The organism is Bifidobacterium sp. RTP21102st3_E2_RTP21102_210122 (assembly GCF_040916945.1).
Lineage (GTDB): Bacteria > Actinomycetota > Actinomycetes > Actinomycetales > Bifidobacteriaceae > Bifidobacterium > Bifidobacterium longum.
In genome coordinates, this window is record NZ_JBCPAN010000003.1 from 23,223 (window position 1) to 38,256 (window position 15,034).

The 15,034-nt window shown below is 59.4% G+C and carries 13 protein-coding genes; 11 read left to right on the plus strand and 2 right to left on the minus strand.

The window, feature by feature from the left end; all coding sequences use genetic code 11:
* Positions 1-115 precede the first annotated feature (115 nt).
* Positions 116-466: a LysM peptidoglycan-binding domain-containing protein gene (locus tag AB5287_RS03960; protein ID WP_032682533.1), complete on the plus strand. Its 351-nt coding sequence runs from the start codon at positions 116-118 to the stop codon at positions 464-466.
* Positions 467-518: 52 nt separating this feature from the next.
* The gene (nrdR, locus tag AB5287_RS03965; RefSeq protein ID WP_007056380.1) at positions 519-959 is read left to right on the plus strand and encodes a transcriptional regulator NrdR; all 441 of its coding nucleotides are present in this window, start codon (positions 519-521) and stop codon (positions 957-959) included.
* Positions 960-1,093: 134 nt separating this feature from the next.
* Here the strand turns inward: nrdR and serA are convergent, their stop codons facing one another.
* Complete coding sequence (gene serA, locus AB5287_RS03970) at positions 1,094-2,293, minus strand: phosphoglycerate dehydrogenase (protein ID WP_059280633.1); 1,200 nt, start codon at positions 2,291-2,293, stop codon at positions 1,094-1,096.
* Between the two features lie 10 nt (positions 2,294-2,303).
* A complete protein-coding gene (locus AB5287_RS03975; protein WP_368220709.1) occupies positions 2,304-4,583 on the minus strand; it encodes an AAA family ATPase in 2,280 nt (759 codons plus the stop codon).
* 332 nt (positions 4,584-4,915) lie between these two features.
* On the opposite strand from AB5287_RS03975, the gene mraZ reads away from it, so the two are divergent.
* Genes mraZ through ftsW form a run of 9 tightly spaced genes read left to right on the plus strand, consistent with a single transcriptional unit; the run spans position 4,916 to position 15,025 of the window.
* The gene (gene mraZ, locus AB5287_RS03980) at positions 4,916-5,437 is read left to right on the plus strand and encodes a division/cell wall cluster transcriptional repressor MraZ (RefSeq protein WP_007052541.1); all 522 of its coding nucleotides are present in this window, start codon (positions 4,916-4,918) and stop codon (positions 5,435-5,437) included.
* Positions 5,437-6,516: a 16S rRNA (cytosine(1402)-N(4))-methyltransferase RsmH gene (gene rsmH / locus AB5287_RS03985; protein ID WP_007052542.1), complete on the plus strand. Its 1,080-nt coding sequence runs from the start codon at positions 5,437-5,439 to the stop codon at positions 6,514-6,516. The genes mraZ and rsmH overlap by 1 nt, the downstream gene beginning before the upstream one ends.
* 6 nt (positions 6,517-6,522) lie before the next feature.
* A complete protein-coding gene (locus AB5287_RS03990) occupies positions 6,523-6,972 on the plus strand; it encodes a hypothetical protein (RefSeq protein ID WP_032736087.1) in 450 nt (149 codons plus the stop codon).
* The gene (locus AB5287_RS03995) at positions 6,969-8,771 is read left to right on the plus strand and encodes a peptidoglycan D,D-transpeptidase FtsI family protein (RefSeq protein WP_368220711.1); all 1,803 of its coding nucleotides are present in this window, start codon (positions 6,969-6,971) and stop codon (positions 8,769-8,771) included. Before AB5287_RS03990 ends, AB5287_RS03995 begins: the two co-directional genes overlap by 4 nt.
* 26 nt (positions 8,772-8,797) lie before the next feature.
* Positions 8,798-9,670 carry a hypothetical protein gene (locus tag AB5287_RS04000; protein WP_007054397.1) on the plus strand — a complete coding sequence of 291 codons (873 nt, stop codon included), beginning with the start codon at positions 8,798-8,800 and terminating at the stop codon, positions 9,668-9,670.
* 48 nt (positions 9,671-9,718) lie between these two features.
* On the plus strand, positions 9,719-11,170 hold the full coding sequence (gene murF, locus AB5287_RS04005) for a UDP-N-acetylmuramoyl-tripeptide--D-alanyl-D-alanine ligase (protein WP_007054398.1): 1,452 nt from the start codon (positions 9,719-9,721) through the stop codon (positions 11,168-11,170).
* 44 nt (positions 11,171-11,214) lie between these two features.
* Entirely contained in the window at positions 11,215-12,321 is a 1,107-nt protein-coding gene (gene mraY / locus AB5287_RS04010) for a phospho-N-acetylmuramoyl-pentapeptide-transferase (protein WP_007056651.1), read from the plus strand.
* 54 nt (positions 12,322-12,375) lie between these two features.
* Entirely contained in the window at positions 12,376-13,821 is a 1,446-nt protein-coding gene (murD, locus tag AB5287_RS04015) for a UDP-N-acetylmuramoyl-L-alanine--D-glutamate ligase (RefSeq protein WP_023658460.1), read from the plus strand.
* Positions 13,808-15,025, plus strand: coding sequence for a putative lipid II flippase FtsW (ftsW, locus tag AB5287_RS04020; protein WP_032684951.1), 1,218 nt, complete (start codon positions 13,808-13,810; stop codon positions 15,023-15,025). Before murD ends, ftsW begins: the two co-directional genes overlap by 14 nt.
* The last annotated feature ends 9 nt before the right edge of the window (positions 15,026-15,034 follow it).

The following is a 15,034-nucleotide window of genomic DNA, read 5'->3' on the forward strand; positions in this document are numbered from 1 at the left end:
TGTTGTTCGTGTGAAATCAAACATCTGTTCGAGTTTCGACTTGACCGTGTCGAACGTTTGTGCCATTATAAGAACAGTTGTTCGATAGAACATCTGTTCGAGAGAGGTGGTCGTGATGACTGGTTCAATGGTGATGGCCCCGGCCCGTAGCGCACGTGTAGCTATGCAGCATGCTGGAACGTCCCGCCGGAATGTGCGTGGGAAGATTATCGCAGTGATGGTCGCCTTGGCGCTGGCCTGGTGTGGTTTCGGCGCGCTTACCGCTCAGCGGGCCCAATCGGATACGGGGGCCACGCAGGTGACCAGTTATATCGTGCGGCCGGGGGATACGCTTTGGTCATATGCTTCGGCTATCACGCCTGCTGGTCATGATGTATCGGAAACGGTGGATGAGCTGATTGCGTTGAACAATCTTGAGTCCGGATCATTGCAGGCCGGGCAGCGCATTATTGTTCCGGTTGAGTAAATGAAACCCGAGCGGCATGGTTTTTCCGCCCGTACACGTTATTCTGGGGAGCATGCATTGTCCTTTTTGCCAGAACCCCGACACCAAAGTCATTGATACGCGCATTAGCGATGACGGTCATTCCATCCGTCGGCGTCGCGTATGCCCGAAATGCAGTAAGCGTTTTACCACGGTGGAAACCAGTATGCTGCTGGTCACTAAACGTTCGGGTGGCGTGGAGCCATTCAGTAGAGACAAAGTGATTTCCGGCGTACGCAAAGCTTGTCAGGGGCGGCCGGTCAGAGAAGAGGATCTGAAGCTGCTGGGACAGAAAGTCGAAGAGGATCTTCGCTCCCGAGGCCTTGCTGAAGTCACCTCAGATGAAGTGGGCAAAGCCATCCTGAAACCGTTGCGTGACTTGGATGTGGTGGCGTACCTTCGATTCGCGAGTGTGTACCAGAACTTTGCAGGTCTGGAGGATTTCCAAAGCGCCATTGATGGTTTGCGTGAATAATATGCGAATGCCATGCACCGTGATATGCGAGTGATTCGCAAACCATGGTGCGAGCCAATCATGAAGCCCAGCACTTATGAAAGAGACCCGTCATGATGACGGGTCTCTTTCATATCAATCGAGGATGAGCTGCGTCAGCTGATGACACGCATGCGAATGGTGCCTTCGATGTTGCGCAGTGCTTCAAGCGTGGCGGCGCTGGGCTTCTGAGCCACGTCGGTGACCACATAGCCAAGTTCGCCTTCGGTTGCCAGCGACTGGAAGGAAACGTTGATGTTCTCCTCGCCGAGCACATGATTGACATGAGCCAGCACACCAGGAAGATTGTCGTGCAGATGGGCGATACGGCACACACCCTTGCACTCACCGAGGTTGATCTGCGGTAGGTTCACGGACAAGGAGGTAGAACCCTTGAACCAGTAATCCTCAAGACGCTGAGAGACGAAATGGCCGATGGATTCCTGAGCTTCCAAGGTGGAGCCGCCAATATGAGGAGTCAGAATCATATTGTCTTCATTGGCCAGTGAGGTCTCGAACGGATCTCCGCTCTTCTTCGGCTCAACGGGGAACACGTCGACCGCCGCGCCAGACAGATGGCCGGAATCGAGGTGCTGCTTCAGAGCTCCCAGATCGGCGACGAAACCGCGCGAAAGGTTAATGAAAATCGCGTCCTGCTTCATGTGGGCGAATTGGTCTTCGCCGAAGAAGCCGGTGTTCGACTTGCGGCCATCCACGTGCAGGGTCACGGCATCGGACTGTTCCAGCAGTTCGTTGAGGGTGTCGCAACGGCGGGCGTTGCCCAGGGCCAGTTTCTCCTCAATGTCGTAGAACACCACGCGCATGCCGAGGGCCTCGGCCAGTACCGACAGCTGGGAGCCGATGTTGCCGTAGCCGATGATGCCGAGGGTCTTGCCGCGCACTTCATGCGAGCCGGAAGCGGACTTGTCCCAAAGGCCATGCTTGATGTGATGTGTGTGTGCGGGAATGCGGCGCATCAAGCAGATGATGTCGCAGATCACCAATTCCACCACGGAACGGGTGTTGGAGTAGGGAGCGTTGAACACGGCGATGCCACGCTTGCCGGCATGTGCCAGATCGACCTGATTGGTGCCGATGCAGAAGCAGCCGATGGCGCTTAGCGTAGGACGCGCATCCAGCACGCGGGCTGTGACGTTGGTCTTGGAGCGTACGCCCACCAAGTCCACGCCATCCAGCGCATCGATGAGTTCGTCCTCGCTCAGGGCTCCCTTCATGGTCTCGACTTCGAAACCGTGATCACGCAGCGATTTGGCCGCATCGGGGTGAATGTTTTCCAATAACAGTGCTTTGGGCATGCTTCATACCTTAGATGTTCGGGGACTTTTCGTCCGCTTTTGTCCGAACTATAACCAGTTTCTGGGTCGGCCTGGTCATTGCCACGTACAGGTCCGAGGCGGCGACCAGGCGGCTCGGCGCGTCATCCTCGATGAGACCGGGCTCGACCACCACGACGGCATCGAACTCCAGACCCTTGACCGTTTCAGTGCCGCAGACGCTGATTTGCTCATCCCATTCGGGCTGCTCGATGAGCCTTGCGTATTCGGCCGGGTCAAGAATGACAGCCAGTTTGCGGCGCACGGCATCGCGCACCGGGGCGATGAGATTATCCGGACAGATGACGGCGATGCGGCCGGTGCCGTCTGCCGAAACGAATTGTTCGGCAAGCTGCGCCGCCTGTTCGGCCGTCGTTTCCAGCAAGGACGACATGTCGGGCACCACATTGCGGGACACCGAATCGGGGATGGTGCGCACCGCATTGACCGTGGAGATGTAGAGGCCTTCCTCCTCAGCAAATCGTGAGGCAAGTTCGGAAACTTCCTGCGGATTACGGTAGTTGATGGTCAACTCGTTCAAATCCCAGTGGCTTTCGCCGAACAGGCGGTTCATCGATTTGCTCCAGCGTCGGGTGCCACCCAGCGCCGAAGTCTGCGCCACATCGCCCACGATGGTGAACGAGCGGGAGGGGCAACGGCGGATCAACATACGCCAGTCCATGGCGGTCAATTCCTGCGCTTCATCGACCACGATGTGCCCGTAGGTCCATTCACGGTCGGCCGCGGCCCGCTGCGCGGTCAGCTCAGCGTCGTCCCCGTTCATCTGGTCGAGCAGCATCTGACTGGAGACGATGCCTCCACCCAGACCGGTCGCGGCCAGAGTGTCTTTGGCATACTGCTCTTCGGCGGCACGACGTGCGTCGGCGGCGGACTGGCGGGCCACCGCCTTGGGATCGGGGCCCAGCATATCCATTGCTTCGTCGAGCAGCGGAATATCGGAGCGGGTCAACGGGGAGCCTTTGGGGCGGGCAAGTGCCGCGATGTCGTTGTCGGTCAGCCAACCAGCCAGAGACTTCAGACGTTCGGGATGGGCGAACAGCTGATCGATGAGCCATGGGGCGGTCATCGGCAGCCAGCACAGGTTCAGGGTCTTGCGAACCTGCTCGTTCATACGTAGCAGCGACATCGCGCGGTTCAGCTCCGCCTGATCCGGCGTGTAATCAAGCTGTTCGGCATAACGGTTCTGCATGCTGGTCAGCATCGAACGGATAAAGGTCTCGCGGGCCTTGTTATGAGGTTGTCGGGTGCGCTTCGCGTCCGCCTGCGCCTGCTCGATATCAGTGGCCAGCATTGGTACCTGAATGCCGCTAATGGTTACTGTCGGCAGAGCAGCGGGAACACGCACGCGTGCGGCGATGGCATTGGCCACTACGGAGGTCATGCGTCGATCGCCCTTGAGCTTGGCTGCATAAGGGGAGTCGACCGCCGTGGCGGTGATGCCGGGAATCAGATCGCTGATGGTGCGTGAGACCACGCCGGTCTCGCCCAAGGAGGGTAGCACCTGATCGATGTAGTGCAGGAACGCCGAGCTGGGGCCAACAACCAGCACGCCGGAACGTTCCAGCGTGCGCCGGTGCGTGTACAGCAGGTAGGCGGCGCGATGGAGCGCCACGGCCGTCTTGCCGGTGCCGGGGCCGCCCTGCACCACCACGGCGCGATTCATGTCGGAGCGGATGATGCGGTCCTGCTCGGCCTGAATGGTGGCCACGATATCGGTCATCTTGCCGGTGCGGCGTGAGCTCAACGAAGCCAGCAGCGCACCCTCGCCGGTCAATGTGCCGGCGGAAGACGCTTGGCCGACCTGGTCTGAATGCACGTCGAGCACCTCATCCTCAACGCCCACGACTTCGCGGAAACTCAAGGTGATATGCCTGCGCATCACGATGTCGCCGTGATTGGAAGGGGTCGCCTCATAGAAAGGACGTGCGGCTTCGGCACGCCAGTCGGTCAGAATCGGCTCATGGTCCGGGCTCGACAGGCCGATGCGGCCGATGTAATGACGGTCGCCGTTCTTGGCATCGAGGCGGCCAAACACCAGCCGATCCTCAACGCTGCGCAATTGCGTGAGGCGGTTTTCGTACATTGCGGCAAAGGAGTCTCGTTCGCTGCGTTGCGTGGGGGATCCGTGGGAGCCGGCGGCGCGTACGGTGTCCAGGCGTTGCCACATTTCGGCTCGCAGATCATCCAATCGTCCATAGGCGCGATCGACGGCCTGCTGCTCTTCATGCAGCTGGGAGGCGTAACTCGACATGCTGTTCTCTTCGTTCCATTTCCGTGGGGCAGAAAAACTTAAGGCATTCAAATTTACCGCACACCCCCTACGTCAGTGATGCGGACAACCCGGAATAGGTGAATTCAGCGTGAATTCACCATGCTGCTCGGTCGGTGGGGTGCGCGACGTGGATTAGATGTGCGGAGCGTCCATTCGTGCGACAGTCGTGGCCGACACGCGCAATCCATCGGTAATTGCCCTAAAAGGGTGAGCAAATCGTGCATGAGTGGGGAGAAATGGGGAATCGTGGGGTAGAGTGGTGAGCCAGTTGGCCGAAGTGTATCCCACGTAACGATGAAGGAGGTGGAGCCATGGTTGCCGATCAGACGATTCGCGACGCTGATGCCAACGCACAAGGCTCCACCACTATGGCCGATCTCATGGCTGGTCTGCCGCCATTGCTTCTCGGCACATATACGCCGAAGATCGATGCCAAGGGCCGTATGGCGCTTCCGGCCAAATTCCGCTCCCAGCTGGGGCAGGGCCTGGTCATGGCCCGAGGCCAGGAACGGTGCGTGTACCTGCTGCCGTTCGACGAATTTCGACGTATCGCCTCGCAGATTCAGCGTGTGTCGGTGGGAAACAAAGCCGCCCGCGAATACCTGCGTGTGTTCCTTTCCGGTGCCGTCGACCAGCAGCCGGACAAGCAGGGCCGCGTGCTGGTGCCGCAGATGCTGCGCGATTACGCCAATCTGGGTTCCGACGTCGTGGTGATCGGCGTTGGCACCCGTGCCGAACTGTGGAATAAGGACACGTGGGAGTCCTACCTCGCCGAGAAGGAAGAGGGATATTCCGATATTGCTGACGATGTGTTGCCGGAGGTGGAATTCTGATGGTTGATGTGGCGAATATTCATCTGCCGGTATTGCTTGACGATTGCGTGAACCTGATGGCACCTGCCCTGGAACATGAGAACGCCATCGCAGTGGATTGCACCCTGGGCCTTGCCGGCCATTCCATCGCCTTCCTCAAGGCCGCGCCTCAGGCTCGGCTCATCGGCATTGACCGTGACAGTGAAGCGCTGGGGCTGGCCACCGAACGTATGGAACGGGAGGGGCTCGCCGATCGATTCATTCCGGTGCATGCCGCCTTCGATCAGCTCGATCAGGTGTTGGCGGACCAAGACATCGAACGCGTGGACGCCGTATTCATGGATCTGGGATTATCCAGCCTGCAGATCGACGAAACCGATCGTGGCTTCTCCTATTCGCATGATGCGCCGCTGGATATGCGCATGGACGTCAGCCAGCCGTTGACGGCCGAACGGATTCTTGCCACCTATGATGCGGCGGAACTGGTCCGCATATTCAAGGAATACGGTGAAGAGCGTTTCTCGCGTCAGATCGCCCGCGCCATCGTGGCGCGTCGAGACAAGGAGCCGTTTACCACCACCGCACAGCTCAACCGTCTGGTCGATGAAGTGGTGCCGCAAGCCCACCGCCCGGCGGGCAATCCCGCCAAACGCGTCTTCCAGGCGTTGCGCATTGAAGTCAACGGCGAATTGGACAAGCTCGCCTCCACATTGCCGCAGGCCGCGAACCGACTGCATGTCGGGGGACGACTGGTGGTGGAGTCCTATCATTCGCTCGAAGACAAAACCGTCAAATCGTTCATGGCACAAGGGCTGCGAGTGGATGTTCCGGCTGGCCTGCCTGTCATACCGCCGGATGCCCAACCGTTTTTCACGGATCTCACGCGAGGTGCCATCAAGGCCGACGAACATGAAATCGCAGCCAACCCGAGATCGGCTTCGGTGCGGTTGCGGGCGGTGGAAGTCAGCCGTGAGATTCCGTCACGATGGAGGAAACGCTTTACGCAAACCGCGCAGGGCCTGAATGACGTCAAGATACAAGGCTCCGCGTCTCCGGGCAGAGCCAAAAACACGGCACGAATTCGTACAAGGAGGGGATAACAGCATATGGCAACTGCACGTAGCATTCGATCGAACGCGGCTCCAGCCTCGAACCGACCGCACACCAAGCATCAGTCCTCCTCCCGACCTGAGCTGCGGGTGGTCTCCAACCCGCGTGGAAACGAGCAGGGCAATGTCGTCGGACGGGTCATCGAATGGACCAGAACAAGAAGCGCACCGCTGGTGCACGTGGCCATCGCAGTGATCTTCCTCGTCGGCACCTTGTTCGGCGCGCTGATGCTGCGTACCCAGATGGTGCAGAACTCGTTTGAGGCGGCACAGATCGAAACCAACATCAACAGACTTACCCAAGATGTCGAAGACGATCAGGCCAAACTCGATCAATTGGTCGCGAACCTGCCCGACAAGGCCAGCGACATGGGCATGGTCCCGCAGCAGGGGTCAGTGTCCATCGACTTAAGCGGATACCAGTCCAACAAAGGCGGAACCCAGTGAACACCATTCGTCGCATCGTAGAGTTCGCCAAGGTCAAGACCTTCGCGTTCAAATGCATCGCCATCGGCGCCGCATTGGCGTTGGTGGCGTCGGCATGCGTGATTCAGCTGGCCTCCACCCAGCTCATCGGCGGCCGTCAAACCGCACAAGCGGCCACGGCTAACCGCACCCTGACCGTGACGTTGAGCGCCAAGCGTGGGCGTATCCTCGACGCCAACGGCTCCGTGCTCGCTCAAAGCGTGGAGCGTTATACTATCGTCGCCAATCCGGAGGCTGCACAGGAGTTCGAGCCGATTACTTGCAATGACAACACCCGTGATTACTGCCACGAAATTGACGGCAAACCCGTGGGCGCTACCGGAGCGGCGGCCGTGGGCCGACTGCTGGCCAAAGTCCTGGATATGAACGCCATGGAACTGGGCGCTGATCTGTCCGGTACCGGGCAGTATGTGATTCTGAAGAAAGATGTGACTCCGCAGGTCAAGCGCAGCATCGAGTCGTTGCACCTGGGCGGTATTGTCTGGGGTGAGCTGAGCAGTGAACGACTGTATGCGGATGGCGATCTCATGGGCGCGCTGCTTGGCGGCGTGAACGACAACGGCGATGGCGTCGCCGGCATCGAGCAGGTCGAGAACAAGACGCTTACCGGAACCGATGGCCATGAAACCTACCAGCGTGGTAATGGCGGCGAAGAGATTCCCGGCACCATGACCGAATCGGTGGCGGCCAAAAATGGCGACGATGTCACCCTGACCATTGACCGTGATGTGCAATGGTATGTCAAAAAGGTCTTGAAGGAGGCCGAATCCAAGTATGGTGCAGCGTGGGCGATCGCCGTGGTGCAGGATGTCCAGAGCGGGGAGATTCTCGCACTGGCCGATAGCGATGAAGTACAGGCTGGTACCGATGCGGCGAAGATGAGCCCGTCTCGGGCCGTGTCCGAAACCTTCGAGCCTGGTTCGGTGGGCAAGGTCATCTCCATGTCCGGCTATCTGCAGATGGGACTGCATAAGATGAGCGATCAATTGTCGGTCCCGGACCACATCACACAGGAGGGCCAGACCTACAAGGACTCATTCGACCATGGCACTGAGCGCTGGACGCTCGCCGGCATTCTGCAGAACTCATCGAACGTCGGCATGATTATGGCCGGGGAGAACTATCCGGATGAGCAACGCTACGAGTACCTGACCAAATTCGGCATCGGACAACCGACCGGACTGAACCTGCCCGGTGAATCGAGCGGTCTGCTCACCAACCCTTCGGCGTGGGATCTGCGTACGCGCAACACCATCCTGTTTGGTCAGGGCTACACCGTCAACGCCCTGCAGCTCAACAACGTGGTGGCCACCATCGCGAACAAGGGTGTCAAGCAGCAGCAGTCGATCATCAAATCAACCACCGATGCCAATGGCAAGACCACTGAGACCAAGAAGGGCGAAGCCGCCCGCGTGGTGGATGAAAAGGTCGCATCGGACATGATGAATGCGATGGAATCAGTGGCGGAAGGCTACAACAAGTTCGTCAAGGTCGATGGTTACCGCATGGCCGCCAAGTCCGGTACCGCAGAGGTGCAGGGCTCGGATGGTACGCTCTCGTCCATTATCTCCGATTATTCCGTGGTGATTCCCGCGGACAACCCGCGCTATGCGGTCACCGTGGTGATGAAGGATCCGAATGGTGTGTTCGGCGGTCTGACGGCCGGCCCTGTTTCCGCACAGATTTGTGAGTTCCTTATGCAGAAATACGAGGTGCCTGTCTCCGGTCCACGCAAAAATGCTATTCCAGTCACGTGGTAAGGATCAGGGGAGAAAGGCGATAGCCCATGAGTGCAGTGAGCGAATCCATCGCCCAGCGGGTGACCCTGGGAATGCTGGTCGAACGGTACGGTTTTGAAGTCGATCCACCCTTCGCCACCAATGTCACCATTACCTCACTCAGCGATGCCGTGGACACCGTGATTCCCGGCTCGCTGTTCATCTGCACGCATGAGCAGGAACCCGATGTACTGCATGCCGCACAGGCCGGTGCCTATGCGGCGTTGCTGCCACGCGCGTCCAAAGGGCAGATCGCCAATGCCGATATACCGTTGCTCTACGGCGATTTCGACGATCGCGTACTCGGCGATCTGGCCAGCGGTCTGGCCGGCGGACCGTCCAATGCCATGGCGGTGTTCGCGGTGACCGGTGCGGATGAGCAGGCCGTCGACGCAGGCGTGTCCCAGCTCTCCGAATTCCTGCACATGCTGGGCAATCCGGTGGCGGTAATCACCGCATCCGGGTCCACGTCGATGACACGTACCATGAACCTGAACTATCCTCTGGGCATCCTCGATATGCAGCGCGCGCTGTCCGTGTGCGCCGAAGACGGTGTGGCGGCCGTGATCATCGCCATGGATGACCGCACGTTGGCCGAGCATGCGTTGGAATCGGTGAACGTGGATGTACTGGGCACGGAGGATGTCAACGCAAGCGCAAGCTTGAACGAATTGAAGACACGCTACGCATTCGTTGCGGAACATGACATGTCCATGACCTCGTCGACACCCGAATCGGATGAAATGGCTGCGGATTCACCGGCAATGTATGACCGCGTCCGACTCGGGCACATGTCCTTGGCCATCGCCATGGTGCTGGCCGCCGGCGTGAGGAAAAACAACATACGCAGTGCCCTGCATGTGGCCAATAATCTCAATTAAGTCCGTGGATACGGGACGAAGCGTAATCGTAAAGGAGTTTGAAACACCATGGTTCCGATGAGCGTGGAGGAGATCGCCAAGGCCGTCGATGGTCGATTGATCGGAGACGCCGGTTCCGAGTCTCGAGCCACCAATACGGTCAGCGACTCGCGGCAGGCCGGCCCCGGATCGGTGTTTGTGGCCATCCGAGGCGAGCGTGTCGATGGGCATGACTTTGTGGCGAAAACCGCTGGACAGGGAGCCACGGTGGCCATCGTCGACCATGAGGTGAAGTCCGATGGCCTTCCGCAGATCGTAGTGAAAGACACGGTCGACGCCCTTGGCGAACTCGCCCGATACAACATCGTTCGCCGCCGCGAGCTGGACGGCGACTTCGACATCATCGGATTGACCGGTTCGGTGGGCAAGACCACCACCAAGGATCTGCTCTCCTCCCTGCTTGCCACCGTAGGTCCGACCGTGGCTCCGGTGGGATCGTTCAACAATGAGATCGGCCTGCCGCTCACTGCGTTGCGGGTCGATGAGCACACCCGGTTCTTCGTGGCTGAGATGGGTGCCAGCCATATCGGCGAAATCGCGCGACTGACCCGTATCGCACCGCCGAACACGGCAATCGTATTGAAGGTCGGCGTCGCTCACCTTGGAGAATTCGGCTCCCGCGAACGCATCGCACAGGCGAAAAGCGAAATCGTGCAGGGATTGCTTCCCGGAGGCACCGCGGTACTGAACGCCGATGACGAACACGTGGTTCCCATGGCCGGCCTGGCCAACGGCGACGTGCTGTGGTTCGGCTTGGGATCGTCGCAGGAGCCCGAGGTGCGGGCCATTGATGTCACTGCCGACCGGTCCGATCATGCTGAATTCACGTTGGTCGATGCGGACGGCAACCATACGCCGGTGCATCTGGGCATTCCTGGACGTCACAATGTGATGAACGCGTTGGCCGCCGCAACCGTGGCGATGCGTTACGGTATGGCACCCGAAACGGTGGCACGGATTCTGGCCTCGCAGCACACCATCAGCCCTCATCGCATGGCATTGTCCACGGTGAATCGCGAGGGGACTTCCTTCACGCTGATCGATGATTCCTTCAACGCCAATCCCGACTCCATGAAAGCCGGCCTGAACGGGTTGAAGGCCTGGAACTCAAATGACGGCAAGGAGCCGTTCCGCGTGGCGCTGCTGGGTGCCATGCTGGAACTCGGCGCCGATGAAACGGCATTGCACACCTCGATCGGCACGTATGCGGACGAATTGGGCATCGACGCGATCATCGCGGTCGGTTCCGCCCAAGACCAACATCTCGATGCACTGGCACAGGCTCTGGCGGACGGTGCCCGTCAGAGCCAATCCGCGTCGGTGGATTGCGTACACGACATCGATGCGGCCGAACAGCTGGTCATCGACTTGGCTCGCAACCATCCCGACGCTGTGGTACTGCTCAAGGGATCGCACGCGTCAGGCCTGAGCGCTTTGGCTGAACGCTGGGCAAAGAACTGACCTGATAACCACCCCAAGAAACCGACAAGAAAGAGAAGCTGCACGTGATTGCTCTGATCATTGGAATGCTGGTGTCGCTCATCGTCACCTTAGTCGGCACCCCGCTGCTGATTCGGCTGGTCCACAAGCTGCACTATGGCCAGTACATCCGCCAGGATGGGCCGCAGTCGCATCTGGTCAAGCGCGGCACCCCCACGTTGGGCGGCGTGGTCATCAACTTCGCGATTCTGCTCGGTTGGGCATCCTCCGCACTGTACCGATACCTGCGTTCGGGCGACGTGCCCTCCTGGTCCGCGGCGCTCGTACTGTTCGCCATGCTGTCGATGGGTCTGCTGGGCTTTATCGACGACTTCGCCAAGGTGCGTAAGAAACAGAACGAAGGCCTATCGGTGGGCGGCAAGTTCATCGGCCAGTTCATCTTCGCCACCATCTACGCGGTACTTGCGCTGCTGATTCCCACCAAATCGGGATTCCCCAGTGCGCAGGCAGGCATCAGCTTCATCGAACAGCCGTTCTTCAACTTCGACTTCGCCGGCCGTGCCGTAGCCATCATCCTGTTCGTCATCTGGGTGAACTTCCTGATGACCGCATGGACCAACGCAGTGAATCTGACGGATGGACTTGACGGTCTGGCGGCAGGTTCGTCGATGATCGCCTTCACTGGTTTTGGCGTCATCGCATTCTGGGAAAGCTACCACATCAAGGGCGGCAGCCATGGCGGATATTCCTATGCCGTGTCCGATCCTCTCGATCTGACCGTCATCGCCGTATGCGCGGCCGTCGCCTGCTTCGGCTTCCTGTGGTACAACTCGAACCCCGCATCGATTTTCATGGGTGATACCGGTTCCCTGGCCTTGGGCGGTCTGTTCGCAGCCCTGTCCATCGCCACGCACACCGAATTCCTGGCGGTGGTTCTGGGCGGACTGTACGTCATGGAAGCCATGAGCGACGTCATCCAGGTCGGGTACTTCAAGATGACCCACAAACGTGTATTCAAAATGGCGCCGATTCACCATCATTTCGAACTGAAGGGTTGGACCGAAACCAAGGTGGTGGTGCGGTTCTGGATGATCGAACTCATCTTCGTGCTGCTCGCCCTGACGATTTTCTACGGCGACTGGGTCACCCGCTCCGGCCTGCTGTTCAGCTAGCGGAAATCTGGGTGGATTATGCTCACCCACGGAATTCCTATATCAGGAGGAACAATGCAAGTAGCGGATAAGACAGTGGTGATCGCCGGACTGGGGGTGTCCGGCACCTCGTTGGCGGAGGTATTGAGGGAACGCGGTGCCCACGTGATTGGCGTCGACGAGAGGAAGCCCGAGGCCGATCTCCACTCCTTTGATGACGTGGACTGGGACCATGTGGACTACGTCATGTCGTCCCCGGTGTTCAACCCCCGCACCCCGTTCGTGCTGGAAGCCCAACGCCGTGGCATCCCCGTGATGAGCGAGGTGGAATTCGCATGGCAGCTGCGTGTGAATAACGAGCGCACCGGTACTCCGGCTCCATGGATCGGCATCACCGGCACCAACGGCAAAACCTCCACCACCGAGATGACCTCGGAAATGCTCACCGCCTGCGGACTCGACGCGCCGACCGCCGGCAATATCGCCTCCGGAGACATGAGCATGAGCCTGTCTCGTTGCGCCACCAATCCTCAGCACGACGTACTGTGCGTGGAACTGAGCTCCTTCCAATTGCACTTCACCGATTCGCTGGCACTTGACTGCGCGGCGATCACCAATATCGCCGACGATCACCTCGACTGGCATGGCGGGCGCGAGAATTACGCCGCCGACAAATCCAAGGTGTTCCACAACGCCAAACGCGCCATCGTCTACAATGCGCAGGACGCCAAAGTCAGCGAACTGGCGGCCGAGGCTCAGACTGCCGAAGGATGCCGCAAGGTAGGATTCACGCTCGAGGCCCCTCAGGCCGGCCAGATCGGCATTGAAGATGGCTGGATCGTGGACAGGAGCGGCGTGGCCGGCGGCGCAGTAGGAGAGTCGGTCAGACTGGCCGCCATCACCGATTTCACGCATCTGGCAGAGCCGGACGGCTCACTGTACCCGCATCTGGTGGCCGATGCATTGACGGCATTGGCGTTGGTGCTGGGACTTGGCGCTGATCGCGATACCGCGCTGAAGGCGCTTACCTCGTTCAAGCCGGGCGGCCATCGCATCGAAACCGTGGCTGAGGCCGCAGTCGAGGGCGGCTCTGTTCGTTTTGTGGACGATTCCAAAGCCACCAACGGTCATGCGGCACGCGCCTCGCTGTCCAGCTTCCCGGCCAAGTCTGTGATCTGGATCGCCGGAGGTCTGGCCAAAGGCAGTCGATTCGAGGACCTGGTCAAGGACCAGGCACACACCATCAAAGCGGCCGTCATCATCGGCAAAGACCAGCAGCCGATGATCGAAGCGTTTGCCAGCCAAGCTCCGGACATCCCGGTGACCATCATCGATCCCGAAGACAACGATACCGTCATGGACCGTGCCGTCGAAGCCTGCGGCACGTATGCCGCCGCCGGCGACATCGTGCTTATGGCTCCGGCCTGCGCCTCCATGGACCAGTTCAAGTCCTATGCGGATCGAGGCAATCGATTCGCCGCCGCAGCCAAGACGTGGAGCGAGGTGCATGGCCTCCACTGATACCCATAAGCGTAAGGCATACAGAGCCCCTGACAAGCCCTCACTCGAAATCGCCGACTACACGGGTTGGCGAAGCTTGCTCAACCCGCTATGGTGCTACCACGGCTTCCGCATGGCCGTGGTGGGGCTGACATGCTTCGGCCTGATCATGGTGTTCTCCAGCTCCACGGTCACCATGGCCGCACTGGGCAAGTCGCCGTTCCTTCAGCTTCTGAACCAGGGCGCGTTTTGCCTGATCGGCTTGGTGCTGGGCTTCGTGGCATTGATGATGCCGGTGACGTTCTGGAAACGGACCGGCGTGTTCTTTGTGGTGGGTGCCTGCCTGTTGCAGGCGCTGACCTTTACTCCTTTGGGTCACGACGTCTACGGCAACAGAGGTTGGCTGGACCTCGGCTTCACCACTATCCAGCCGGCCGAATTCATGAAGTTCGCGATGTGCATATGGCTTCCCTCGTCGTTGCATGCCTGCAGCAAGATGTACCACAAGAAGGGAATCAAAGCATATGCCGCGCCGTTGGCGCTGTATGCGATAGGCGTGGCACTGGTGATGGGCGGCAGGGACCTCGGCACGGCCATGATTCTGGTCTTCATCGGAGGCGTGGCCTTTCTGATCGTCGGGTTCCCCGGCAAATGGATGGGAGTCGGCGTATTGGGCGCGGTGGTTATGGTCGGTGCATTGGCGGTTTCCAGCCCGAACCGCTTGCGTCGTATTCTGGCCACATATGGCGATTGCTCGGCCGCTGACGCGCAGAGCGTATGCTACCAGTCCATTCACGCCAAGTACGCCATCGCCTCCGGAGGTTTTCTGGGATTGGGCATCGGCAATTCGCGGGAGAAATGGAATTACCTGCCGGCCGCCCATAACGATTTCATTTTCGCGATCATCGGCGAGGAGACCGGATTCGTCGGTTGCGCCATCGTATTGCTGTTCTTCGCGATTCTCGCCTGGTGCATGATCGTCATCGCATTGCAGGTCACCGATCGTTATGTTGCCATGGTGCTGATGTGCGTCACCATTTGGATCGTGGGCCAGGCCATGGTCAACATCGGCGTGGTCGTGGGTGTGTTCCCGGTATTGGGCGTGCCTATGCCGTTCGTCTCCGCAGGCGGCTCATCCATGGTTATGTGCTTGACGGCGGCCGGACTGGTTGTGGGACTTATGCGCTCTCAACCGCAGATAAAACAGTCGCGTCAGAGCGCGTAAGTAGACTCG

Bases quoted from the DNA above. Each gene is read 5' to 3' on its own strand.
- rsmH (WP_007052542.1), top strand. From the start codon at position 5,437: ATGGTTGATGTGGCGAATATTCATCTGCCGGTATTGCTTGACGATTGC.
- AB5287_RS03960 (WP_032682533.1), top strand. From the start codon at position 116: ATGACTGGTTCAATGGTGATGGCCCCGGCCCGTAGCGCACGTGTAGCT.
- serA (WP_059280633.1), bottom strand. From the start codon at position 2,293: ATGCCCAAAGCACTGTTATTGGAAAACATTCACCCCGATGCGGCCAAA.
- nrdR (WP_007056380.1), top strand. From the start codon at position 519: ATGCATTGTCCTTTTTGCCAGAACCCCGACACCAAAGTCATTGATACG.
- mraZ (WP_007052541.1), top strand. From the start codon at position 4,916: ATGGTTGCCGATCAGACGATTCGCGACGCTGATGCCAACGCACAAGGC.
- murD (WP_023658460.1), top strand. From the start codon at position 12,376: ATGCAAGTAGCGGATAAGACAGTGGTGATCGCCGGACTGGGGGTGTCC.
- AB5287_RS04000 (WP_007054397.1), top strand. From the start codon at position 8,798: ATGAGTGCAGTGAGCGAATCCATCGCCCAGCGGGTGACCCTGGGAATG.
- ftsW (WP_032684951.1), top strand. From the start codon at position 13,808: ATGGCCTCCACTGATACCCATAAGCGTAAGGCATACAGAGCCCCTGAC.
- AB5287_RS03990 (WP_032736087.1), top strand. From the start codon at position 6,523: ATGGCAACTGCACGTAGCATTCGATCGAACGCGGCTCCAGCCTCGAAC.
- AB5287_RS03975 (WP_368220709.1), bottom strand. From the start codon at position 4,583: ATGTCGAGTTACGCCTCCCAGCTGCATGAAGAGCAGCAGGCCGTCGAT.
- murF (WP_007054398.1), top strand. From the start codon at position 9,719: ATGGTTCCGATGAGCGTGGAGGAGATCGCCAAGGCCGTCGATGGTCGA.